The following is a 24,719-nucleotide window of genomic DNA, read 5'->3' as shown; positions in this document are numbered from 1 at the left end:
ACTTTCTGCCGCTTTTTGCCGCGTAGCCGGCTTTTTCTTTACACCTCTGCACAGTTTCTGTCGCTTCTTCCTGCTCCGCACTTTCTGTTCGCACTTTCTGTTCGCTCCGCTGTAAACTTTCTGCCGTTTTATTGCGCGTAGCCGACTTTTTCTTTACACGACTGCACAGTTTCTGTCGCTTCTTCCGGCTCTGCACTTTCTGTACGTGCTTTCTGTCCGCATTCGTGTACAGTTTCTGTCGCTTTATCGCGCCTAGCCGGCTTTTTCTTTACGTCGCTGCACAGTTTCTGCCGTTTTTTGCTGCGTAGGCGGCATAAACTACGTGCTCCTGTAAAGTTTCTGCCGTTTTTTGGCGCGTAGCCGACTTTTTCTTTACACCGCTGTAAAGTTTCTGCCGCTTCTTCCGGCTCCGCACTTTCTGTCCGTGCCTTCTGCACGCATTCGTGTAAAGTTTTTGCCGTTTTTTGGCGCGTATCCGACCGAAACTTTACTCCCGTGTAAACTTTCTGCCGGAATCTGGCTGGGAAGCGGCATAAACTGTGCGTGCCTGTAAACTTTCTGCCGCTTTTTCGCGCGCGCTGTGCTGCGCTCAAGCAGGTCGTCAGCGCACACAACCACAACCAAATTCCCAATGTGCCCACATGTGAGTCTGCCCTGCCTTCGTCAATCGAGACGAAGGCAGACCTCGCTTGCGTTGAAAGCACACTGTGCTTTCAACCCTAAGCAAGCTCGGCGCTCCGAGTTGCTTTCGCGCGCGCTGTGCTGCGCTCAAGCAGGTCGTCGCGCATCCTCACTAGCGTGTATACTTTCTCGAGTCGCGGGCCTGTAGCTCAGTGGATAGAGCGTCTGCCTCCGGAGCAGAAGGTCGTGGGTTCGAATCCCATTAGGCCCACTTTTGATTTTCTACTTTCTCTACTTTCCCTACTTTCCCTACTTTCCCTACTTTCCCTACTTTCCCTACTTTCCCTACTTTCCCTACTTTCCCTACTTTCTCTACTTTCTCTACTTTCTCTACTTTCTCTACTTTCTCTACTTTCCCTACTTTCTCTACTTTCCCTACTTATCGTCGTAGTGGCCTCTGCAGGCGTAGATTATAATCGCGTCATCTGTAAATGAGTAAACGATTCTATCCTTATCGTTTACTCGTCTACTCCAGCAACCGGAATAGTTTCCTTTGAGTGGTTCAGGCTTCCCTTTTCCGTCTATTGGATTCCGCATAATCTCTTTAATAATATTGTTGAGCTTTTACGAGTCTTATTATCGCTTTCCCAATAGAGATAGTCGTTCCAGGCATCTGGAGTCCAAGCAATCTTTCTCATTGTTTGAACCCTACGTCCTAATCCATTATTAGATTGTGCTCTTCGAGCTTGATGGTTCCATTTCTCACGCCGTCAATCTGCGATTTCAAATATGCTTGATTTGACGGTTCGTAAAACGGATCTAGCGAAAAATCTAGCGGTATCCTCTTTTCGCGACCAATAGTTTTAATAAACACGTTCAGCGCGGCGCTCATAGAGATTCCGAGTTCTTTGCAAACTCGTTCTGCGTTGAGTTTGTCTTCTTTCTTTGCTCGAAAGTTTACGTTTACTATATCTGTTGTTGCTGTAGTCATTTTGGACTCCTATGTCTATGTTGAATTTTGTACTTTTTCTCATACTCGCATATAAGTATACAATAATTCTATATAATGTAACGTAAATATCATTAATTATGCAAGCAATTATTGATGATTTTCTTGCGCGACGACCTGCCTGAGCGCTGCGATTTAGCGCGCGAAAGCAACTCGGAGCGCCGAGCTTGCTTGGGGTTGAAAGCGCGGTGTGCTTTCAACGCAAGCGAGGACGTGAACGCGGCTAATCCGCGCGAGCTACACGACATGCCTTTTCGCTTGGAGCGTAGCGCGCGGCTGTAAAGTTTCTGTCGCCATTCCGTCATTTTGCGACATTTATTTTACATGGCTGCACAGTTTCTGCCGGGATTGTGCGCGTAGGCGACTTTTTCTTTACACGTGCGTAAAGTTTTGGTCGGAATTTGGCTGGGAAGTGGCATAAACTGTGCGCTGTTGAGTAGTTTTGGTTGCGTCTCGCACCTCCCGTCTCGCACTTCGCCCTTAGCACCTAGCATCACGCACTAAACTTAGCAAGCACTATTTTCGCTTGTTGGCGTGCGTTAAATATCACTGTATCGTGATATAATTACCGGTATGATTTAATGCTTATAAAATAAATCAGAAAGAAACTAGAAATAAATCAGAAAAAGAAAGAGGGGGTGAATGTGCCTGTAATTTCAAGGTTTTATGGGATTGTTATACGAATGTATTTTGCCAGCGCAGAACATAATCCGCCGCATATTCATGCTATTTATGGCAATTATGTTGCTGCTCTAGATATTCAGTTATGCAAAGTCATTGATGGATATTTGCCAAAGCGCGCAGAGTGCATGGTGATTGAGTGGATAAAATTTCACAAAGATGAGTTGATTACTATGTGGAACACTCAAGAATTTAAGAAAATAGAACCGCTGAGTTAATACGCTAGTACGCTAGTACGTTTAAGTTTTTAAGCGCTTTAAGCAGATTAATCAGAAGAATTAGTGCATTAGCGCGTTAGTAGGGTAGCGCGTTAGTAGTGTTGGCAAAGACTGAGCGTTTTGCAATAGCGTTTTGCAATAGTGAGTTTTTGTAATAGTGAGTTTTTGTAATAGTGAGTTTTGCAAATGTGACAAAGGAGAGATTATGAAGTTTCATAAGATTAAAGATGTAAAAGCGTGTGCAAATATGCGTCTTCGTGTGCAGTTTGTAAACGGAACTTTTAAAGAATACAATGTGCGTAATCTGCTGAGCAAGTTTCCAACGTTTAAAGCGTTGGAAGATCCAGAGTTGTTTAATAAAGTTGTTGTAGATGTTGGCGGATATGGCATTGTTTGGAATGATGATTTAGATGTTTCGTGCGACGAGTTGTGGAACAATGGTAAGCAGATTAAAACGCCGTTTGACAATTTAATGTCTTTTGCGGACGCGAGCGATTTGTGGAATTTAAGCGAGTCGACTCTTAGAAAAGCGGTGTTGTATAAGAAGCTTATTAAGGGCGTTGATGCGCAAAAGTACGGCAAGCAGTGGGTTGTTACTCGTAGCGCAATGGTTAGAGAGTATGGGAATCAGGTTGGTGCTGATTGAGTTGTGTTCGCACCTTCTGTCCGCATTCGTGCACAGTTTCTGCCGGGATTGCGCGCGTAGGCGGCTTTTTCTTTACACCGCTGCACAGTTTCTGCCGGGATTGCGCGCGTAGGCGACTTTTTCTTTACATGTGCGTAAAGTTTTGGTCGGAATTTGGCTGGAAAGCGGCATAAACTGCGCGCGGCTGCACAGTTTCTGTCGTTTTTTCGCGCGTAGGCGACCGTTTCTTTACATGGCTGCACAGTTTTTGTCGGATTAAGGTGTGTAGGTGGCTTTTTCTTTACACAGCTGCACAGTTTTTGTCGCTTTTTGGCGCGTAGCCGACTTTTATTTTACGCGGCTGTAAAGTTTCTGCCGTTTTTTCGCGCGCAAGCGACATTTATTTTACACGGCTGCACAGTTTCTGTCGTTTTTTCGCGCGTAGGCGACCGTTTCTTTACACGGCTGCACAGTTTTTGCCGGATTAAGGCGTGTAGGTGGCTTTTTCTTTACATAGCTGCACAGTTTCTGCCGGGATTGCGCGCGTAGCCGGCTTTTTCTTTACACGCGCGTAAAGTTTTGGTCGGAATTTGGCTGGGAAGCGGCATAAACTGCGCGCGGTTGAGTCGTTTCAGTCGCGCCTGTATACTCGTTGCTTTTCCTGTAGTGTTTTGTAGAATAGTTGCATATGCGCTGATGCGTTTAAACGATGCGTTTATATGTGATTTGCGTGATTTTAGTAATCGTGATTTTAGTAACTTAGTGATTTGTTTCTGTGATTTTTTTTTCTGTGATTTTGCAGTGTTACTTGTGATTTGTTTCTGTGATTTGTTGCATTACTTGCGATTTATGGGTCTTGTGCTAGAAGTTACGTTTTTGTTGCGCTGCGCTATGTTTTACGTACATTTTTAGGAGGGGTTTTATGGTAGAGCAGAATAAAAATTTAATTATCGCGGACGCTAGAAGTGTGCCATCTAAAGTGCTTATAGACGCTAAAACGATAAAAGAGAAGATCTATAACATTCGCAATCAAAAAGTCATGCTTGATGTGGATTTAGCTGAAATATATGGATACAGTACAAGAGCGTTCAATCAACAAGTAAAAAATAACATAGAAAAGTTTGATGATGATTTTATGTTTCAATTAAACAAATCTGAGTTGGTATATTTGCAATCAAATTTTTTGACCGCAAATATTAGTTCTAAAAGCAGGTCACTTCCATATGCTTTTACTGAGCAAGGTGTTTATATGCTCATGACTATGCAAAATTTCGACTATTACACGGATAGAATCATCGAATGTTATTGGGTTAGTATTCGCAAAAATAAACGATATTTATCCATGGTTGGGAAGGAAGAGCGAAATGGATAATCGATACTATTCATGTACAAAGCAAACATGTGTAATTAATAAATTGCCTGTGAAGCTTTCGTCAATAGATCAGATAAAACATCTTAAGAAGCAAGGTATAACTTTTAACAAACAATCTGAAGATTCTGCAATTTCCTACCTCTCAACCTTCTCATACTATTTTGAAACTTGTTCATATAAAAAATTGTTTAGCAAGAGAGTTGGTGGATCTAGGGATGGGCAGTATATTGACTTGGATTTTGATCAATTATGTAGAATAGAGCAGCTTAATAGGATGTTTCAAAGACTTTTGCTTCTAATAACTTTAGCTATAGAGCATGAGTCAAAAGTTAAGTTAATGAAAATGTTTACTGAAAATCCTGAAGAAGATGGATACTCCATTGTTGAAGATTACATGTCTAGTCTTGATAATGATGACCGCAAAATACTAATTGCTGAATTAGAACGACTTAAAGATGGAAGATATAACAGAGAATCGGCAGCAAAGTATACAGTTGGAATGCCAATTTGGGTATTTGTTGAAGGTATTACATTTGGAGCATTGTTAAGATTTTATCGTTTTTGCGCAAAAAGATGGAATAGCAGAGAGATGCAGAAGGAACATCACTTATTGTGCAGGGTAAAATCCGTACGTAATGCTTGTGCTCATTCTAATTCAATATTGGATGGAATTACTGAAAAGAGTTTTGACAACGTACTTGTGCTTGAAGAAGTAAGTAAAGCTATTGAATCTATAGGCTTCAATAAGCGTGCGAGGCGATCAAATATGTGTAATGCGAAGATGAAAGAAATAGTGATAACTGCATATATGTATAAGAAATTTCTGTATAGGAATTATCAATGTGATGAATGCGTGAATGATCAAAAAAGCATTATTGAATACATTTCAGGGTGTTTTATAAAAAAGTCATCTGAGTATACAAAAGAGTACGATAAAGCGAGTAAATTTAACTCATTGCTTGCTTTTATTTGTACTGTTATTGACAGTTGGATATGTGAAAGATAGAATTGAAAATGCTTGAAAACCTTAGGGTTTTGGGGGGCGGAAGTGCGAGAGCGCATCTGCCCCGATTTTTTTTTGCCGCGCAAGCGACCTGTACTTTACACAGCTGCACAGTTTCTGCCGGGATTGCGCGCGTAGGCGGCTTTTTCTTTACGCAGCTGTAAAGTTTTGGTCGGAATCTGGCTGGGAAGCGGCATAAACTGCGCGCAGCTGCACAGTTTTGGTCGCCATTCCGTCATTTCGCGACATTTATTTTACATCGCTGTACAGTTTCTGCCGTTTTATCGCGCGTAGCCGACCGAAACTTTACTCCGCTGCACAGTTTTGGTCGGAATCTGGCTGGGAAGCGGCATAAACTGCGCGCGGCTGTAAAGTTTCTGCCGAGATTGCGTGCGCAGGAGACATATAGTGACGAATTGCACACAGTATATATATAGAGACGCAGAACACAGCATCGCAGAACACAGCATCGCAGCACGCAGCAAGCGCAGCACGTAGCAAGCGCAGCACGTAGCAAGCGCAGCACGTAGCAAACGCAGCACATAGCAAACGCAGCGCACAGCCAGCACAGCATATAGCGGTGCGATGCATGCGTTATAACAACATGTAGTGCTTGGGGTTGGGGAAGTGGGCGCTTTTTAGACACGCCGAAGACGCGATTTCGTCGTTTTGGCGTCGGAAATTATTCATTATAAATGCGTTTTGCAGTAGATTTTTTAGCGAGATTCGTGAATTATAGAAATTTTTTATATGTGCGATTATAACTCGTGTTTTACTTGAAATCATTCATGGGGGGGGGGTATAACTGTTAGAGGTTTTTCAGCAAATATGCTTGCATATGGGGCATACAGGTATGTTATACTGACTACCTGTGCTTGGCTCAGTTAGTTGCATTCGTAGTAGCGAGTGCGCAGGGTTTTTGATTTGCCATACATCGGCATCGTATGCAGGCTGAGTGTTTGAAGCTTAACACTTAGAGAGTTGGAATTTGAGATATACTGCGGCTTTTGCGGCAGTGGAGGACTAGGAAGGCGAGAAAATGTTACCAGCAAAGTTCCGTGGATTCGCATCACGCGTGTGTCGTCTTGCGTCGCGCGCTTTGGTCTGGCATAAGGACGGCGAGCGTGATGGCGCCACCGCTCGCACTTCCTGCAGCGTCACCATCGCTCGCACCGCTCACACCTTCCGTCGCGCGATCTTCGCAATGCTCGTATCCGCCGCCACGCTCCTTTCAATGCTCATCGTTCCGCCAGTGAATAACGCGAATGCGGCACAGGTTTGGTGGGATTATGCTGGCAATGGTTATGTGACGTCAACTGGTTCATGGGTTGGTGACGCTGTAAATCAAATTAATATGCCATATCCAAAAATAGAAGATGTAAATTATAATGGTGAAACTAGAAAAAAGATAACTTGGACAGTAACTTTCAATTCTCAAGGTATTGGTGCAAAATCCGCTTCTCAGAATCAGTTTCCTGGGGGTAATCAACCTTCTAAAGGTTCGGCTTATGGCGGTCAACCAACTTTGTATGCTTGGCTTCCTTCTGGAATTGAAGATTCATCAATTACAATATATCGCGAGGTTACTGTGCGAAAAACTTGGGGTGGTGTCACAGATTTTGATTGGCAGAAAGCGCGATCTTCTAAGGACTTTCCTGGTAATCATCCTGGCGATTATACAAATTATGTTTTTGGTGATATAGGCTCATCGCGCTGGACTTACTACAAAGGGGATAGTAACTTTGAAGGGCATGACTGGAATAAGTCTCTTGGTCCAGGCACAGGCTCTAAAGTTGAAGGAGTAGGCTCTGGCTCTTATGGCGCATACGCAAAAGATTATGACATGTGTGAGGTTTATGCTTGGAAAAGAGAAAATAAGTTTTCTCGAGTCTTTATTTCTCAAGAGAAAGATGATTCTACTATTAGTCATCGTTGGACTATTAGTGCAATAGTTGACCGTGGCCAAAATCCGTTTTTGCTTACATTTGCTGCTGGTTGGATTTCAGCTAAAGAGTTTAAGACTCGTTTTGTTGTTTCTGGTCCATTTGATACTGATGGTGATGGTATTCCTGACTCTGTTGAGCATCATCATAATATGAATCCTAAGTCTCCTGACGATATACTTTATCCTCAATTTAATGAATCTATGCTCAAAGATTATGGTAAGGATAATGTTCCAATTACTACGTATGGTCGTAAAATAACTGAGAAGCCTTATATTAAAACAGGTCATTGGCGAGGTAATAGTTCCGAAGGCAATTTTGTATATGATGGTGGTACTTCCACTGATTTGCCTACTGATCTTGGAATAAGATATTCTATTACTGGCATTTCGGATAACACTATTAAAATTGCAAATTCTCCTAATAATATTTCTGAAGGATATGCATATATTGATCCTAATACAGGTCATTTAACGTATAATCCTCGAAAAGAGGATAGAAATAAGACTATTACATTCCACACGAAAATCTCATACCCTAATTCTGGGTCATATAACTGTAAACACAAAAATGCAAAAGAATTTACTCACGATACTAAAATCAAGGTCGTTTCGCAAGCATCCATCTACAATCCACAGTACAAGGAAACTAATGTTGGCTACGATCCAGAGCAGAAGAAGTTTAGACCTACTGATAGTGCTGAGCCTAAAAGCGTTGCTAAATCTGGTAATCCGTTGATTAGGACAGGTAATCTTCCTAAAGGTACTAAGTTTGAGGTTAAACAATACACCATGAAAATTGGCGGTAGCACCAATCCTAGGGGTGATGGTGTACTGCCTTGGTCGAGCATCAGCAAAAAGAGTCCAGACAATACTGGTAATGGCAAAGTGACGTTTAAGCCAAACAAGTCAAACGCTGGTGAGAGCAATCACACTCCTGTGCTTGTTACGTACCCAGATGGCTCTACTTCAGAAGATAAGGATGCTGGTAATGATGGCGTCGTATATGCCCCTGTTAAAGTTGGTGATTTGCCAATTTCGGGCGGTGACTTGAATCTTGGTTTATATGACGGAACGAGCATAGATAATAATGGGTTCTGGGGCTTTTCCTTTAGAGATAAAACGAATCCTCACGAGATCGATAAGGGAAAGAAAATGGGTCTGCCAGATAAGGATCACGAGAACCCTAATAAGGGTATTGTGTTCGATTCTTGGGCAAACAATGGTAAAGGTCCTATTACTTTCCGCGTGATATGCCATAGGACGGATGTTCCTAATTCTCCGTTCATGTTGCTTAAGCCTGCGGAAGGCAACGAGAAAGCTAGTGGAGAGATTAACGGTTTGCATTTTGAGGATTTCCGCCAGTGGATTCGAGATAACGACAAGAAATGCAAGGGCAAGGATTGCAGTAACGATAATCTCTACCTTCACTCTAGAGAATACGACAATAACACTATGGAGCGTTCGCGCGCGATGATTGGTGGCACGCCTAATGAAGGCGGCTCGTACGAGTGTAAAGTGTTTGCTTTCCATGAAAAGTATGATGATAAAGACAATCACGGTGGTTCACTGAAAGCATTTGATGACACGGCAAAAAATGCTGGTTCTACTGAGTATTCAATACTTTTTAATAACTATGAAACTATTAAAAAAGACACAAAAGGCTCAGAGTGGCTTACTGACAATTTCTACTTTAAGATAAAGCTCAAAGATAACCAAAAGTACAACCCGACCTACACCGAGATGCCAACGATTGAGGCGGGTAGTACTTTTGACAAGAATCTTAAGAAAGGCAATAAGGCTAAGATAAGCTCTGACGCGCCGCAAAGCAAGAAGACTGTTAAAGACAGCAATAATCATGACGTTAATGCTAACGGCGTTCCAAAAGAGGATTTGGTGAACGTTGAGGAAGGCGCTCTTCCTGCTGGCACTTGGTACGAGATTAAGCGCTTTGTTAAGGCTGGAGATATTACAAACTCGAAAGCAAGCAGTTTGCCTTGGGCTAATTTTGAAGACGGCGAAGACAACAAAGCTGACGGTAAGGCAGAAGCAAAAGATAGTAACGCCACCAACAAAGGCTCTGTCACCTTCCGCCCAGATAAATGGCAGGATGCTGACGAGTATTGGGCCGAGGTTAAGGTGCACTACCCAGACGGCTCTGTTTCGGACGGCGATGATTCAATTAACAAGAATCACCCTATCTACGCAAAGGTGAAGGTTACTAGACCAGCTATTGGTAACAAAGATTTGCATCTTAACGTTTACAAGCAGTATGAAAATGGCAAGTTTACTGGGTATGTAGACGACGTGAATGGCATTGTTGTTATGAAAGGCGTTGGCTTGCTGAAGGATATGGGCATTGACTCGTGGTCCATAGCCAAGCGTAAAGGCATTACGCTTAGAGCTTTGTGCAGAGACGATAGTGATGCTGCTAAAAAGAATCAGCCTCAGGTTTGGAGTGAGAATCTCGATAATCTGTTCTTCAAGCTTAATTGGCAGCAGGCGTGGAAATATCCAACTTTTGCTCGACAGGAAACTTGCCGTAAGGGTAGTAATAATGGTGATGGTTGCGATACTGGCAATGAGCATCTCCTGTTTGACAGCACGCGCGACACTATGGAGCGTGCGCGCGGAACTATCACTAGCGACAAAGCTCCTACGAAGTCTGGCAAATACTATTGCGTTGTGCTTGCGATGAAGAAAGAAGCTATGGATCAGTATAATAAGGCTCTTTGGCATACGAACGGCAAGATTAGCGTTACTAATAATAACTTTGCTAAGGCTATTGGCTTTACCGGCAAGAGTGACGAGGACTATGCTGTCAAATTCTTCCCAGTAACTGTGGTCGACAAATTCTCGCTGCCAAAGACCGGCGGAATGAACTGGAACGTGCTGCTTGGTGCGTTTGCTGTGATTGGCACGGGCGTGATGGCGGCTGGGTTCTTCCTTGAGCAAACCAAGTGGGGGCGCGCGATGCTTGATGCGTTGCTGCGTAAGACACTGATTAAAGATTTTATCTGCAAAACTGCCAAAAAGCTTCGCGCTTTAAGGCAACGTAGCGAAAGGTGGCGATGCTGATGAAAATTTTCTGCAGCTTAAAAACTGCAGTGTTAACGTTCCATGTGCTGGCAATAGCATTACGCGTTACTTAGTGACGTTACACAGTGACGGTAATTATGCCGACGTATGGTTCGGATTTAATCTTGCTGCGCGCGGCGCAAATCGTAGCCGCCGACAGAGTTCATGCGGCTTTGCGATGACTCCGCCGACCGTGCGCAACACAAAATAAAACAATAAACGTATTTTCCTCAAAACCTGCCCACAAGGGCACTGATATAAAGGAGAAGAAAGTGAATAAATTCACTAAACAATGCGTGGCGGCATTCGCCTCGCTCGCAATGGCTGGCACGCTGTGCGTCGCCGGCGCCGTGGTGGCAAACAACTCTGCTTGGGCTGATAGTACGCCAAGTGTTGATACTACTTTCAATACAAAAGGTGCAGCTGGTTTGACCACCGATTCGCAAGCTGGTGATTACAAATCAGCTCCATGGATGACTGATGCTCCAAAATCTGGTTCCATCACCATCTACAAGTGGAAGTCTGAAACCGATAACAACGGTAACCAGAAGAAGGAAACTGCTGTTAAGGATGCTGAATTTACTATTAAGAAGGTTAAGTCTGTCAACAGCAAAGACCTTGATTTGACCAGGTATGACTCTTGGGTAGAGGTTGCTAAGGCAGCTGGTGATCTTAATAAGAATGCTGGTACTGTAGCTTTCGATAATACATTTGGTACAAATGGTAAATTAAGTGGCTCTACAAACGCTAATGGTGTTTTAAGGTTTAAGGATCTTCCACTTGGTTTGTATCAGATTCAGGAAACCAAGGCTCCTGCAGGTTATTCTGCTGCGGAAACTAAGCCATTCTATATGACTTTGCCAATGATTCAGCAGGTTACTACTGGTGGCAATAAAGAGACCAAGTACAACTATGCTCCGTTCGTTGATCCTAAGAACGTTGATATCGCTGATAGCGTTAAGAAGACTAAGGATACAACTAAGACTGTAGGTGCTGGAGATAACATTTCCTACACCATTACAGCAGACCTCGATAAGGTTAAGGCTAAGGCTACTGATTCAGATCGTGTTGCAGATGAATTCAAGGGCTATAGCGTCTTCGATCTTGCGCCAGCTAAATATTTCGAAAGCTATGATGATGTTGTAAAGAATGTTAAGGTAGGAGACAGCACTGATTCGCTTAAACCAACTGAAGATTACGAAGTGTCATCTACTGATGCTGAGAGTGGTGCTAAGAAGAAGATTGAAATCACGTTCACTGATAAGGGTCGTGGCAAGCTCGCTGCTGCCGCAAATGCAAGTGTTGGCAAGGCTGCAAAGGTAACTATTGATTTGACGTTCAGACTTGCTAAGACGATTACACTTTCTACGAACTCTGTTACCAACGAGGGTGGTATGGTGCCATCTCATGGTACCGGAACAACTCCAAGCGAAGTTAAGACTAAAACTAATCCAAAGGTAGATTTCGCTACATTCAAAATCAAGAAGGTTTCTTCTAAGGATAATTCTCCTTTGAAAGATGCAAAGTTTATGTTGTTCGCAAACCAGGGTGAGGCTACAGCTTGCACAAATGCACTTAAGCAAGGTAAAACTGGTACAGACCTTGACAATGTTTGCAAGGCAAAGGCTTCCGCTGGCTTTGGTGAGAAGGTAACTGCAAAAGATACTGGCTTAACTGAAGCTTATTCCGTTAAGCGTGGTGAAGAGTTCTATGCAGTGGAAACTGTTGCTCCAGCTGGATACATTCGTAACCCTAATGTTCATCCTATTAAGGTTGATGAAAATAAGTCTGAGGAGACTATTACTGTCGAGAACCTTCCAGATTCAGGCAATGACGGTAAGAGCTGGCTCTTCAACCTTCCAAAGACCGGTGCTGCAGGCGTGATTATCTTCGCGTTGGCTGGCATGTGCTTGGTTGCTGTTGGCATGTTCATCTTCTTGCGCAACCGCAAGAAGGATGAAGAGCAGCAGGCTGCCTGATTCCGCGCAATTCTTAGGAATTGCAATCCGCTAGGCGATTGAGTTTAGGCGCGCCATGTTGTTGCGCGGCGGAACTTTAATCGCCTGGCTTATAAATAAAAACTTAGCAGGCTGCGCTGTGTTCGCGCTAGCCGCGTAATGCGTGCGTTGCTCGCTTGCGGCGTTTGCTGCGGCGTGATGCGCTTTGTGGTGTCTTGCCACGTGCGTTGTGTGATTGGCGTTTCGCTGCGTGCGTTGCTCGCTTGTGCTATGCGCGAGTATCTCTCTTCTGCGCACAGCGCAGTCTGCTGTATTCATTCTTTCCATTCAGAAAGAACATTAATCAATAACAATCAACCCTCTAAGAGAAGAAGTTGCAATGTTAAACAAAAAACCAGATAAAGAAAAAATTTCTCGCATTGTGACAAAAATTAGAAAATATCGTGGCAAGAAGATAAATAAAATCCTAGAGAATAAAGAATATACTGAAGAAGAAAAAAAAGAAAAATTAGTGGATCAACTTCGAACTGTAAGATTCTGTTATAATATATGGAGTGGTTTCTCTTCAAATTTTGTGTTTGCATTTCTTTTTGGGCTTATTGGATTGTTAGTTGGGCAAGCGAAAAATATATCGGTTGACAGTAAAGTTAATATCCTTAAAATGTTTGGTATTGATCTTTTTAGTTTGAATAATAAAATAGGGAATGTTGAATATATTGAAGCAATTTCAGTATTCATTGGTGGTTTCTTCCTAGTCATTCTATTCTGCCAATGGTTGTTCGTTTATGTAGCAAATACATATTATGAGGAAATGGAAGTTGTTAAGGCTGAACTCAAGAAAATAAAAAAATCAAAATCTAAGTGTGAAGAAACGAAGGCTTTAGAAGCTGAGTTTAATGAGATGAAGCTTATTAGGTCTGAACTTGAGAAAATAAATAACACAATTCAACCAAATCCTAAGAAAACAAGCATACGCATTTACAACCGTAGCTCAGTGCGTCGTAGTAATTTCGGCAGGTAGTATTGCGCTAAGCTGAGTACCTGCAAGCGTCGCTTCTGTAGCTTTGCATTATTGCTCTGCTGACGTCGCTTCTGAAGCTTTGCATAATTGCTTTGCAAACATTGCTAATGTAGCTTTGCACCAGTGCTCTGCTAACGTTGCTTATGAAGCTTTGCAGTAATGCTTCTGCGAAAAGTGGTTTTGCAGCTTTGCAGTTGTGCTTCTGCGAAAAGTGGTTTTGCAGCTTTGCGCCATTGCTTTGCAAACGTCGATTATGTAGCTTTGCAGTTGTGCTTTGCAAACGGCGATTACTTATTGCTTAGTGAACTTTAGCATTATTGCTCTGCAGACGTTGATTGCTTGTTGCCTAAAGAACACTAACGTCATTGCTGCTGCACACGCCACACCAGACGCACCTACCACACCACAGAACACTAGCGGTTTTACTAGTAGTGAGGGGTGGGTGTTGCTTGGTCGAGCAATATAAAAGCGGAACGATAGTAATAATCGTGATGATGAATACTATTTTTGCAGAGAAAGTAAGTAAAAAACTAAACTTAACTACGCAACCTTTAAGTCCAAATAAGGTATAAGAGCGGAGCGCTGCGAGACAAGTAATTCCTATTTCACACAGCCACGCAAAGAAATCCGCCAGCCAAACACCAGCCAAAGCGACGAAGGACGGGACTTGCGAGGAGAGAAATCCACCGAAACTCGCGCCACGGTAAACACGAACTCGCGCCACATAAAATAAAATTACGTACATAAACATACAAACGGAGGAAGCATGAAATTAAACAACGTTGTTACAAAAGTATATGCTTTCCTCAAGCAACTCAAAGCAAAAATCGCCGCTCAAGCAAAACCTGCAACCGAATCAACCCAAGACTCATCAACCGCAACAAAACCAGCCAAAAAACCAAAATCCAAGCTCCGCCGCATCGTCGAGCCAATCGCATTCGTGCTGGCAGGCATTTTGTGCTTCAGTTACCCTGTTGTTTCAACGCTTTGGAATAATCGCGTGTCGAAGGAAATTTCTAACGCGTACGACAAGTATAACCACGATCAGGCTGGTGACGTGCGCCGCGCTCACATTCGTGCCGCGAAGCTTTACAATAAAACTCGCAAGAATATGCTTACTACGGATCCGTATAGTCCGGATGGGAAAAAAGACGTAACTAACACGCCTGAATACAAGCGTTATCTTAAGGCACTTGAGGAGCCTATGGGCATTATCGGCATCGTAAAAATTCCGAAGATTGGTGTAAAACTTCCTATTTATCACGGTAGTTCGCAGGAAGTTTTAGCGCACGGCGCTGGTCATTTGTACGGCACGGATTTGCCGGTTGGTGGCAAGAACCGTCACACAGTTATTACCGCGCACACGGGTCTTGCGGATGCAACCATGTTCGACGATTTGGTGAATTTAAAGAAGGGCGACTACTTCTACCTCGACGTGCAAGGCGAAACTTTGCGATACAAAGTATTCCGTATCAACGTTGTGGATCCGCACGATATCAGTTTGTTGCAGCGCGAAAAGGGGCGTGACTTGGCGACGCTGCTAACGTGTACCCCGTATGGCGTGAACTCGCATAGGCTTTTGGTGACGGGGTATCGTGTGCTGCCGGACCCTGTGAAGGCGCCGGAGGACCACGTGCAATGGCCGCTTTGGATGACGCTATTTGTGATTGCAATGGTGTTCTCATTGATTGTTTTGTCCACGATGATTGTTGCTGCAACGTCTAAGCGAGGGCGACAGTTCGACATTCGCGGCAAGCATTTGCTGGCTCTTTCGCGCAAAATGCTGCGTAAGTTGCGTCGCGAGTAACGCGACGACTGTGCGGTGAGCGCAGCATTGCGCGTGAAAAAACGACCAAAACTGTGCAGCCGCGTGCAGTTTATGACGCTTACGTGAGTAATACCGGCAGAAACTTTACGCGCGCTAAATCGCAGCGCGAAAGCAGGTCGTTACTAACGCAGTCACTAATCTGCACCAGTAACAAATACCGGCAGAAACTGTGCAGTCACGTAAAGGAACGGTCGTTCGCACGCCTCAACACGGCAGAAACTTTACGTGCGTGTAAAGAAAAAGTCGGTTACGTGCGAAAAAACGGCAGAAACTTTACAGCGGCGCGCAGTTTATGCCGCTTACGTGAGTAATACCGGCAGAAACTTTACGTGCGTGTAAAGAAAAAGTCGGATACGCGCGAAAAAACGGCATTTAGCGTTATTAGCGCAGTCAGCGTACTGCTTTAGTAACAGCGGGTTATAGGGTTATAGGCAAAACCGCCATCCAGAAACAACTGAGCTCTTGTCCTTAACGAACAAGAGCTCAATGAAATCACGTGTAGGAGCAACCTACACAGGTAAAACAAATTCTAACACATTCTGTGTCTGTCGCTCATCACATTTACTACTTCTATTTCGCGATTAGACTTGCAAAATGCCTAGGGGGGGGGTATAGTTGCAAGCACTGTGTCTGCAATTAAGAGAGGTTTTGCAGTGCTGTGTGGTTCTTGATTTTGTAATGATGACTACACAAATTTTGAGAGTTTGAATTTAACGAAGGTGATTAGAGATGTTTCCGCAGCGTCGTCGTAACAGTCTTTCTAAGATTATGCGCGTAATTTGCGGTTTCACGTCCTGCGTGCTGACTCTCGCAACTCTCGCGATTGTGCCTATCGCTTCGTCGAGTGCTTCAACCGAAGAAACAACGAAGACTTCGAAAAGTGCTGATTCTGCGAAGGATACCGGTGCTGCGGAGCAAGGGGATAAGAAGGCTGAAAATCAACCGGGTAGTTCTGCTGAGAAAAATGCTGAGCCTAAGACTGATCAGCAGCAACCTGGTAGTAAGCCTGAGCAACATACTTCTGTAACGCCTAATGCAAATCCTCAAAACGCGGCTTCCAATGATAAAAAGGCTAATCAAAACAGTAAAAGTAAAGAAGATAAAAACGCTGCTAAATCTGCTCAAACTGGGTCGAACGGTGAGAGAAGTTCTACTGACAATAACCAAAACGGCGCGCAATTCTATAATCCAGTTTATAGTGGAACATCAAGTATATTTGCAGGAAATCTTTCTGGTAGTGCGTACAATGCATCTAAAACTCCTATGAGTGAAAAAGTACCTAATAATAAGAAGATTAAAGTTGGATATCTTCCTGCTGGTACGTGGTTTGAAGTTAAAAGAGCAAATACAAATGATAAAGGCGATGCGTACGACTGGGCTAACTTTGAAGGCGAACAGTGCGATGATGCTACTGAATGTAAGACGACCAAAAAAATTCCAGATGATGATGCTGATGATTTGGATAATTATGGCGTTATAACTTTCAAACCAAATAGGTGGACTAAAGATGGAGATTATAAGGTGCACGTAGTTGTGCATTATCCAGATGGAACTACATCAGATGATTCCAATGCAGGAAATATCCTTTTTAATAAGAAAACTGCTGTTTACGCTAATATTCATGTTTACAGATATAAGCTACAAATCGGAGATTTGTCCCTTTCGATAAATAGTGAAGATAATGAAGACTATAGGTATGGTCAGTCTGATGAATCAGATTTAGTGTTAATGGCTGGTCAAAAGGTTGAAAAAACCACTTTTGATTCATCTGCGCATCTTGGCATAGGCAATATTAATCAGCGTGTGATTTGCTACGAAAAGAATTCTGATGGCAAGCCTGTCGGTGGAAAATACGAGTATGGCGGAATTAACGGGCTTGAATTAAAACAAGATGATACTAACGTAAAAGTTTGGAAGCATGCCAGCTACAAGCAGCAAAAAGAATGTTTTGATGATCCTGCTAAAGGCTGCAATATGGCTGACTTACTTTATGACGATTACGTGTACGAAAAGTATGCAGATTCTCATTCTGAATATGAGCCTATAAGTGTTAGTGAAAGAACAGTTGGTAAGTTTGCTGGTTCTCCAACAAACTCAGGCAATTTTGTATGTAAAGTATATGCTTTAAAAAATAAAGTTAACGCTAATGATGTGCAAGATGATTCTATTGCAATAAAATTTGATCAAATAGCTAAAGATAACTCTAACAACATTGATAAAATTGATTCTGCGCTAAAGTCAGAAGATTTGTTTAAGTCAAGTAAAGGAATTACTTGGGAATCTAAGACTTTGAACATTACTGTTCGCAAAATGTCTTACTACTATCAACCTTACTACAAATATGGTGTGTCAGTATTTCCTGGAGAAAAGAAGGTTTCAGTAGCACCTGTTAACGAATGTGGTGTAGGTAGTTGCCGTAAACAATTAGCTCATACGCGTCATCTTCCTGACGGAACTTGGTTTGAGATAAAGCAATATAAGGATGATTCTGATCACCCAGTTCCTGATTGGGCTTCATTTAAGGGCAATCAAAGTAATGAGCCTAAAGATGTAAAAAAAGACAAGCATGGAAGAGATAATTCTAAAGATTCAGGAAAGAAATATGGGAAAGTTACCATTAGAGTAAGTTCGTGGATGAAAACAGGAAATTATCTTGTTCCTGTGGTTGCACATTATCCTGATGGTTCTTCTTCAGAAGACGATGAATCTAGCAATAAAGGTAAACCAATATATCTAAAAGTTGCGGTCAATAATTCTGTATCTTTAATTGGTGATGATGATTTAAAGTTGCGTGTAACAACTAAGCAAGCTTCGGATAGTAATAAGTCTGATTCGCAAAGAGACGATTATGGTGATGTAGATCCAGACCAGGGCATCACAATGATGCGCGGAATGCGTTTTTTGAATCCGTATATTGATGCGTGGTCATTGCATGATATAGGCAATAAGATTTCGCTGAAAGTTTTGTGCACTAATGTGAGCAAAGCTGGCAAAGACGGCTCTGCTGACACTAATGGCTCTAGTGGCGTGGGTGTTTGGTCTAGTAGTGTTGATGGCTTGGCTGCTCCAAACGGTGATCAGATTCATCAGTGGAGCCATGTTGATTCGTTCGAAGAAGCTGATAAATGTAATGGTGATTCTGCTTCCTGTAGCACTAAACATGTGTTGTATAAGCGTGATATCAAAGCAAATAATTGGGATGAAGAAAATCCATTCTATGCAGTCGAACGTACGGATTCGATTATTGGCGGCGCGCCTACAGAAACAGGCGATTACCAGTGCGTTGTGTATGCGTTGAAGCAGAAGGCGCTTGATGCTTATACAGCTAAGGTGACTGATGAAACTTCCGTAACAAACGGCGATACTCTTCTTGACGGCGACACTAGCCTCGTAGAAGGCAAGGATTGGACTAAGTCCGTGGTTCCAATTCACGTTGTTGAGCCTTTTAAACTGCCAAAGACAGGATTCGCAGGCTGGAACATGATTCTTAGCGTTGCTACAACGATTTTCACAAGTCTTATGGTTCTTGCGTTTGCTCTCGACCAAACACAGTGGGGGCGCGCATTTATGAAAAATTTTGTGTACCAAAATTCTGCTCAAAAGGTCAGTGAAATAGCTGTTCAAAAGGGCACTGAAGTATCTGCTCGCAAGGGCACTGAAATAAAGGAGAAGAAATGAATAATTTCACAAAACGATGCGTCGCCGCATTCGCCTCGCTCGCAATGGCTGGGACGCTGTGCGCGGCGGGTGCTGTGACAGTGTCCGGCGTTGCGTGGGCTGGCAAGCCTGGTATACAACAGGGTGGTCAGTCTCAAGGCGGTGTTACTGGTCTTGGTAATCCATCCCAACCTGTGCAGAAGGGTGATGCGCCATGGGAGCTTAATGATACCGATAAGGCAAAGACTTATTCCCTCACTATTTTCAAGTGGAAGTACGAGGTTGACTCAACCACCAAAAAGCAGAAGAAGTCAACTCCTGTTCCTGGTGCCGAATTCACTGTAAAAAAGGTGACGAAGCTTAATGCAAGTGATAAGGAGGATCTTGACTTAACTAAGTACGCCGATTGGGTTAAGGTCGCCAATAATATTGATGGTCTTAATAAAGGCACTGCTACTGGAATAACCACTGAAACTGTTACTGGTTCTCCAAAAAATACTAATTATAAGGGTGTTGCGAAGTTCGATCTTGGAATCGGTCTGTATCAAGTTACAGAATCAAATCCTCCAAAGGGCTTCTCTGCTGCCGAATCCAAGCCATTCTATATGACAATCCCAAGGATTGAGAAGGGTTCTGATGGCAAAGTAGTCTACAACTATGCTCCATACGCGGATCCAAAGAACAAGGATTTGAGCAATAGCGTTAAGAAGACTGCGGATACTTCTAAGACTGTTGGCGCTGGCGATAAGATTTCCTACACCATTAGCGCTGAGCTTGACAAGATGAAGGAGACGGGTGCTGATGCTACGGCTCTTACTGCCGATGATTTTAAAGGCTATTCTGTAGTCGATCTCGCTCCTGCTAACTACTTCACAGCTTATGATGCGAGCGTAGTTACAAAGGTACAACTTGGAACCGGCGAAGCACCTGTAGAGAGTGATACGACGCTTCCTACTACTGACTACACCGTTAGCGGTCCAGAAGATTTTACGGATAAAACCGATAATACTACACGCAAGAAGATTACTATCTCCTTCACTAATGACGGTAAGACTGCGCTTGCTACAGCTGCTAACAATAACGCTGGCAATGTAGTAAAGGTATTTGTTACTTTAGAGTTCACTCTTGCTGGTTCGGATGTTCTTGGCAACAACACAGTTATTAACAAGGGTGGTTTAATTCCTTCGCACACAACTGGTAATCCAGACGTTGTTGAAGGTAAAGTGTACAAGGAAGTGAAGTTCTCAAAGTTCACTATTCAGAAGCTTTCTGCAAAGGATAAAAAACCAATTACAACAGGAATTGCAAAGTTTAAGCTGTTTGCTGATGAAACTAGTGCAAATACGTGCTCTCAGGCTATTACCGACGGAAAGAAAGATAACGATTTGACTACCGCTTGCTCTGCTGCTTCTACTAACTTCGGTGAGAAAGACGCAAAGGGCACTGATGCTAAGACTGATGAATATTCAGTAGTTCGCGGTAAGACGTACTACGTTGTGGAAACTGTTGCCCCAACCGGCTACATTCGTAACCCTAAGGCTGTTGCAGTAAAGGTTGAGGATACTGATAAAACCAAGAACTTCGAGTTCGAGGACGTTCCAGACGATAGCAACGGCTCTTGGCTCAGCCTTCTTCCAAAGACCGGTGCTGCTGGCGTAATCATCTTCGCAGTTATCGGCATGTGCTTCGTTGGCTCCGGATTCTTTGTGTACATGCGTCGTCGCAAGAAGGAAGAGGAGCAGGCTAAGCTCCGCGCTTAGTTAATCCCTTTCTTTAAGCATTAACGAAAATGGGGAGTCGGGCGCGCGTTAACTAACGCTTTCCCGGCTCCCTGTTTATTTATTGGAGGAATTATGAAGCTAGCTGATTTTGCAGAGTCTGCTCGCGCGCTATTTAAGCGTCTGACTCGTATGCGCGCTAATAAGTCCTCCAAAAGTGTGGAAGATTCAGCGAGCTCTGGAATTGCTGCGTCTTCCGAAAATACTGAATCTGCGCAGTCTGTGCAAACTTCGCAATCTTCATCATCACAATCGCAGTCTCCGCAATCATCACAATCCGCACAAGAGCAATCTTCCCCAAAACCAATGTCCACACTTCGCAAGCTGGCTGAGCCAATTGCGCTTGTTACTATTGGCATTTTGTGTTTCAGCTATCCTGTGGTTTCTACTTTGGTTAACAATCATGCTGCCAAGGAACTTTCAATCGAGTACGACAAATTAAATAAGGAAAAACCTAAAGAAAATCGCGCGGAAATTTTGCGAAAAGCGCGTGAATACAACGCTCGCCACAAGGCGATTATTAGCGCGGACCCGTATAACGGCAGTAACGACTACATGGACACTCCCGAATATAAAGAGTACGAAAAAATGCTTAGCGAGCCGATGGGGATTATGGGCATCGTGAAAATACCAAAAATTGGCGTTAGACTGCCGATTTACCACGGAACTACTCAAGATACTCTCGCAATGGGCGCTGGTCATTTGTACGGCACGGATTTGCCGGTGGGTGGCAAAAGCAGGCACACGGTTGTGACGGCGCATACGGGTATGCCGGATGCCACGATGTTTGACGATTTAAACACGCTGAAAAAAGGCGACTACTTCTATTTTGATGTGCAAGGCAAAACTTTTCGGTACAGAGTGTTTCGCATAAATGTGGTGGAGCCGAACGATATTCGTTTGCTGCGGCGCGAAAAGGGGCGCGACTTGGCGACGCTGATTACGTGCACGCCGTATGGAATTAACACGCACAGGCTGCTTGTGACGGGGTATCGCGTGCTGCCGGATCCTGCTAACGTGCCGGGCGACCATATGCAGTGGCCGTTGTGGATGACGCTGTTTGTGATATCGATGGTGATGTCCGCGGTGTTGATGGCGATGATGCTGGTTGCGTCGTTGCGAAAGAAGAATGGTGTGAGTAGTCTGCAAGGCAGGCATTTGTTGGCGGTTTCGCGCAAAATGCTGCGTAAGTTGCGCAAACGACCTGCCTGAGCGAATATCGTCGCGCGCTTGCGTGGTTTTGGCTTGCGAATTTCTTGCGTGGCTGTGATGGTCGTGAATTTCTTTTGATGTGGCGCGAGTTTTGGGGATTTCTTTCCTCGCACGTCCCGTCCTTCAGTCGCTTTGGCTGTTAAAGACTCTCATGCATACTTTGTTCTCTACGAACGTTGCTCCATCAGTCCTCTTTTAGTGCTCGTAAAGAAATCCCCCAAACTCTGCGTGTTTAATCGTTAATAACCGTGTCTATCGCAGAGATTTTTCGATTTTTCTTCTTCGCTTGGCGAATCAGCAGCCTGCGGCTCTGACGTTCGCCGCGCTCAGTGCGAAAAATCTCAAATCTCTACCACACTAATATTCGTACCTCTCAAGCAACACACCCCTCACTACTAGTAAAACCGCTAGTGTTCTTTGGTGTGGTAGGAGTGCTTGGTATGGCGTGTGCAGCAGCGTGAATGCTAGCGTTCGTTAATCAACAGGAATCAGTGTCTGCAGAGCATTGGTGCAAAGCTTCTTTGGTCGGCAGATTACGCTTTCTTAGGAATATAAAGAAAGCGTAATCGTATGCGCGCTTGCGTGGAAAGCCCACCGTGCTTTCAGCATTGAGTCGTCGCTACCGCATTGAGCTTGCTTGAAGCGCACAATGCAGCTTCAAGCAAGAGCAATGCGACACGCCGGCTTGCGCTCGAGCTCATTCTGAGTATAGTAGTTACTCGGTTCGCGAAACGAACCAAGATAACCAACGCCCCTTTAGCTCAGTTGGTTAGAGCAGCTGACTCTTAATCAGCGTGTCCAGGGTTCGAATCCCTGAGGGGGCACAAGCAAAACCCAAGCTTTACAGCTTGGGTTTTTTCGTATCTAATCTCTCCGCTACGCACATGCAGCAGCGCGCGTTTGTCCCTCTTTGCAGTCAAGCTGGAAACATGACCTCGTCAAATATGATGCCGCAATTATTCCAGGATGATGCCCTGCTTGAACAGCCGCAACAACAACCACCGCTTACGCTGCAGCAACCGCTTACGCCGCAGCAAGCTCAGCTGCGCCAGCTCCCTCTAAAAGCTGCCGACACGACTGCAGAAAACCCGTGGCCTGTTGCAATCTTAAGCCAAAAGTTCCACAGCGCTGTCGAACGCTGGCCAGCAGCGTGGATTGAGGGTCAAATCGTCGAAATCAACATGCGCCGCGCGTCTTCCGGTTACATCACTCTTCGCGACAGCAATGAAGAAGTGTCGATTTCCGTAATGGGCTTCAGCAATTTCGTGCAGCAGGCGCGCGAACTTCGCCAGGGCGACCGCGTAGTCGTTCACGGCAAGGCGGATATTTGGGTGAAAGCCACGCGTTTGAGCTTCGTTGCAGACGAAATCCGCCGCGTCGGTGCCGGTGACTTAAAAGCGCAAATTGACGAGTTGCGAAAAAAGCTTAAGGGCGAGGGCTTATTTGACGCTGAAAATAAGGTTCCGTTGCCGGAATTTCCTAAGTGCATCGGACTCGTGTGCGCTCCTCAAGCTCGCGCGGAGGGCGATGTTATTACGAACGTGAATTTGCGCTGGCCTGTTACGCGCTTCAAAGTTGTTCACGCGCACGTGCAGGGCGTGCAGTGCCCGGCGGATATTATTGCCGCAATTAAGCAGCTCGACGCGGACCCAGAAGTTGACGTTATTATTGTTGCTCGCGGCGGTGGCAGCTTTGAGGATTTGATTGGTTTTTCGGACGAGGGCGTGGTTCGCGCTACTGCTGCGTGCGTGACGCCGATTGTGTCCGCAATTGGTCACGAGGACGATTGGACGCTTATCGATTTGGCTGCAGACATGCGCGCTTCGACTCCTACGGATGCTGCAAAGCGCGTTGTTCCGGACGTTCGCGAGCAGTGGCAGCTTATTGATAACGCGTTGCAAACTATGCGCATGCGAATTTCTGCGCGCGTCGACAATGAGATCCGCCTCGTTGAGGGTTATGCGAATCGCCCGAGCCTTACGCGCCCGAGCACTATGCTTGAGCCGCATGAGCGCTTGGTTGAGCAGGCTGTTGAGCGAATGCGTCACGGTTTGGTGAGACTTCTTGACGACGCGAGCTTGACTGTTGAGAAGGCTCACGCGAGCTTGACTGCGTTGAGTCCGCAATCGACTTTGAATCGCGGGTATGCTGTTGTGCAGCTCAGCGGTGGGCGAGTGCTTGACGACGCGGCTTTAGCGAAAGTTGGCGACGATATGACAGTTACGCTTAAAAGCGGCGTGGTGCTTGGCAAGGTGACTGGAACAAAAGTAGCTGGAACGAAAGTAGCTGCCGGAAAGCCAAGTAAAAAGTCAAGTAAGTAATTTTTTAGATTTTTTAGATATTTTAGATACAACGAAAGGTTAGATATGAGCGAGAAAGTAACGAAAAAAGCGGAAGAAGTAGCGGCAGAATCAGCAAATAGCGCAGAAAGCGCGGATTTCGCGAGCACGCTTACGAAAGAAGAGCGCGCTGCGATTGAGGCGATGCCGTACGAAGAGGCTCGCGAAAAGCTGGTTCAGGCGGTTCAGGCGCTGGAAGCTGGCGGTTTGACGCTGGATCAGTCCATGCGTCAGTGGGAGATTGGCGAGGCTCTGGCAAAGCGCGCGCAGGGTTTGCTTGCAACGGTTCGCGCCAAGTTGGACGCGGCGCAGGCGGAGCAGTCTGCGACGGCGGCTACGGCTGGTACGCAATCGAATCTTGAGGATTAAGCGCGCAG

The 24,719-nt window shown here is 44.5% G+C and carries 15 protein-coding genes, 2 tRNA genes and 2 pseudogenes; 16 read left to right on the top strand and 3 right to left on the bottom strand.

The features are described 5' to 3' along the window. Positions 1-128: 128 nt before the first annotated feature. Positions 129-437, bottom strand: a complete 309-nt coding sequence (locus tag AC1EKT_RS04455) for a hypothetical protein (protein ID WP_421790137.1) — start codon at positions 435-437, stop codon at positions 129-131. Positions 438-631: 194 nt separating this feature from the next. Here AC1EKT_RS04455 and AC1EKT_RS04450 point away from each other — a divergent pair, with 194 nt between their 5' ends. Together AC1EKT_RS04450 and AC1EKT_RS04445 are read left to right on the top strand one after the other, a co-directional pair. Then, on the top strand, positions 632-829 hold the full coding sequence (locus tag AC1EKT_RS04450) for a hypothetical protein (RefSeq protein WP_102155374.1): 198 nt from the start codon (positions 632-634) through the stop codon (positions 827-829). Beyond that, positions 820-892: transfer RNA gene (locus AC1EKT_RS04445), tRNA-Arg, on the top strand. Before AC1EKT_RS04450 ends, AC1EKT_RS04445 begins: the two co-directional genes overlap by 10 nt. A 164-nt stretch (positions 893-1,056) precedes the next feature. Here the strand turns inward: AC1EKT_RS04445 and AC1EKT_RS04440 are convergent. Both AC1EKT_RS04440 and AC1EKT_RS04435 read right to left on the bottom strand, forming a co-directional pair. Further along, positions 1,057-1,319 (bottom strand): annotated as a pseudogene (locus tag AC1EKT_RS04440) (Txe/YoeB family addiction module toxin). Positions 1,320-1,336: 17 nt separating this feature from the next. Then, positions 1,337-1,612: a type II toxin-antitoxin system RelB/DinJ family antitoxin gene (locus AC1EKT_RS04435; RefSeq protein ID WP_019260758.1), complete on the bottom strand. Its 276-nt coding sequence runs from the start codon at positions 1,610-1,612 to the stop codon at positions 1,337-1,339. A gap of 662 nt (positions 1,613-2,274) precedes the next feature. On the opposite strand from AC1EKT_RS04435, the gene AC1EKT_RS04430 reads away from it, so the two are divergent. The 14 genes and pseudogenes from AC1EKT_RS04430 (at position 2,275) to AC1EKT_RS04365 (ending at position 24,711) form a co-directional block, all read left to right on the top strand. Then, a complete protein-coding gene (locus AC1EKT_RS04430) occupies positions 2,275-2,529 on the top strand; it encodes a DUF4160 domain-containing protein (RefSeq protein ID WP_165844139.1) in 255 nt (84 codons plus the stop codon). A 205-nt stretch (positions 2,530-2,734) separates the two neighbouring features. Next, positions 2,735-3,175 carry a helix-turn-helix domain-containing protein gene (locus tag AC1EKT_RS04425; protein ID WP_415683382.1) on the top strand — a complete coding sequence of 147 codons (441 nt, stop codon included), beginning with the start codon at positions 2,735-2,737 and terminating at the stop codon, positions 3,173-3,175. Between the two features lie 901 nt (positions 3,176-4,076). After that, a pseudogene (locus AC1EKT_RS04420) lies at positions 4,077-4,418 on the top strand (ORF6N domain-containing protein); the annotation flags it as partial. 100 nt (positions 4,419-4,518) lie between these two features. Continuing rightward, positions 4,519-5,532, top strand: a complete 1,014-nt coding sequence (locus AC1EKT_RS04415) for an Abi family protein (protein ID WP_481616061.1) — start codon at positions 4,519-4,521, stop codon at positions 5,530-5,532. A gap of 1,036 nt (positions 5,533-6,568) precedes the next feature. Further along, positions 6,569-10,549: a hypothetical protein gene (locus AC1EKT_RS04410; RefSeq protein ID WP_481616060.1), complete on the top strand. Its 3,981-nt coding sequence runs from the start codon at positions 6,569-6,571 to the stop codon at positions 10,547-10,549. 272 nt (positions 10,550-10,821) lie between these two features. After that, complete coding sequence (locus AC1EKT_RS04405; RefSeq protein ID WP_481616059.1) at positions 10,822-12,528, top strand: SpaH/EbpB family LPXTG-anchored major pilin; 1,707 nt, start codon at positions 10,822-10,824, stop codon at positions 12,526-12,528. A gap of 358 nt (positions 12,529-12,886) precedes the next feature. Further along, on the top strand, positions 12,887-13,528 hold the full coding sequence (locus AC1EKT_RS04400; RefSeq protein WP_481616058.1) for a hypothetical protein: 642 nt from the start codon (positions 12,887-12,889) through the stop codon (positions 13,526-13,528). Between the two features lie 766 nt (positions 13,529-14,294). Continuing rightward, entirely contained in the window at positions 14,295-15,335 is a 1,041-nt protein-coding gene (locus tag AC1EKT_RS04395) for a class C sortase (RefSeq protein ID WP_481616057.1), read from the top strand. A 750-nt stretch (positions 15,336-16,085) separates the two neighbouring features. Then, positions 16,086-19,034 (top strand): hypothetical protein, encoded by a 2,949-nt coding sequence (locus tag AC1EKT_RS04390; protein WP_481616056.1) that lies wholly within the window; start codon positions 16,086-16,088, stop codon positions 19,032-19,034. Beyond that, positions 19,031-20,773 carry a SpaH/EbpB family LPXTG-anchored major pilin gene (locus AC1EKT_RS04385; protein WP_481616055.1) on the top strand — a complete coding sequence of 581 codons (1,743 nt, stop codon included), beginning with the start codon at positions 19,031-19,033 and terminating at the stop codon, positions 20,771-20,773. Before AC1EKT_RS04390 ends, AC1EKT_RS04385 begins: the two co-directional genes overlap by 4 nt. 93 nt (positions 20,774-20,866) lie before the next feature. Continuing rightward, on the top strand, positions 20,867-22,003 hold the full coding sequence (locus AC1EKT_RS04380; protein ID WP_481616054.1) for a class C sortase: 1,137 nt from the start codon (positions 20,867-20,869) through the stop codon (positions 22,001-22,003). Positions 22,004-22,753: 750 nt separating this feature from the next. Then, a tRNA-Lys gene (locus tag AC1EKT_RS04375) sits at positions 22,754-22,827 on the top strand. A 120-nt stretch (positions 22,828-22,947) separates the two neighbouring features. Then, positions 22,948-24,324 carry an exodeoxyribonuclease VII large subunit gene (xseA, locus tag AC1EKT_RS04370; protein WP_481616086.1) on the top strand — a complete coding sequence of 459 codons (1,377 nt, stop codon included), beginning with the start codon at positions 22,948-22,950 and terminating at the stop codon, positions 24,322-24,324. 45 nt (positions 24,325-24,369) lie between these two features. After that, positions 24,370-24,711, top strand: coding sequence for an exodeoxyribonuclease VII small subunit (locus AC1EKT_RS04365; protein WP_415687000.1), 342 nt, complete (start codon positions 24,370-24,372; stop codon positions 24,709-24,711). Positions 24,712-24,719 lie beyond the last annotated feature (8 nt).

Source organism: Bifidobacterium sp. C0047B3, assembly GCF_056590535.1.
This window is presented reverse-complemented; position numbering and strand designations above follow the sequence as displayed.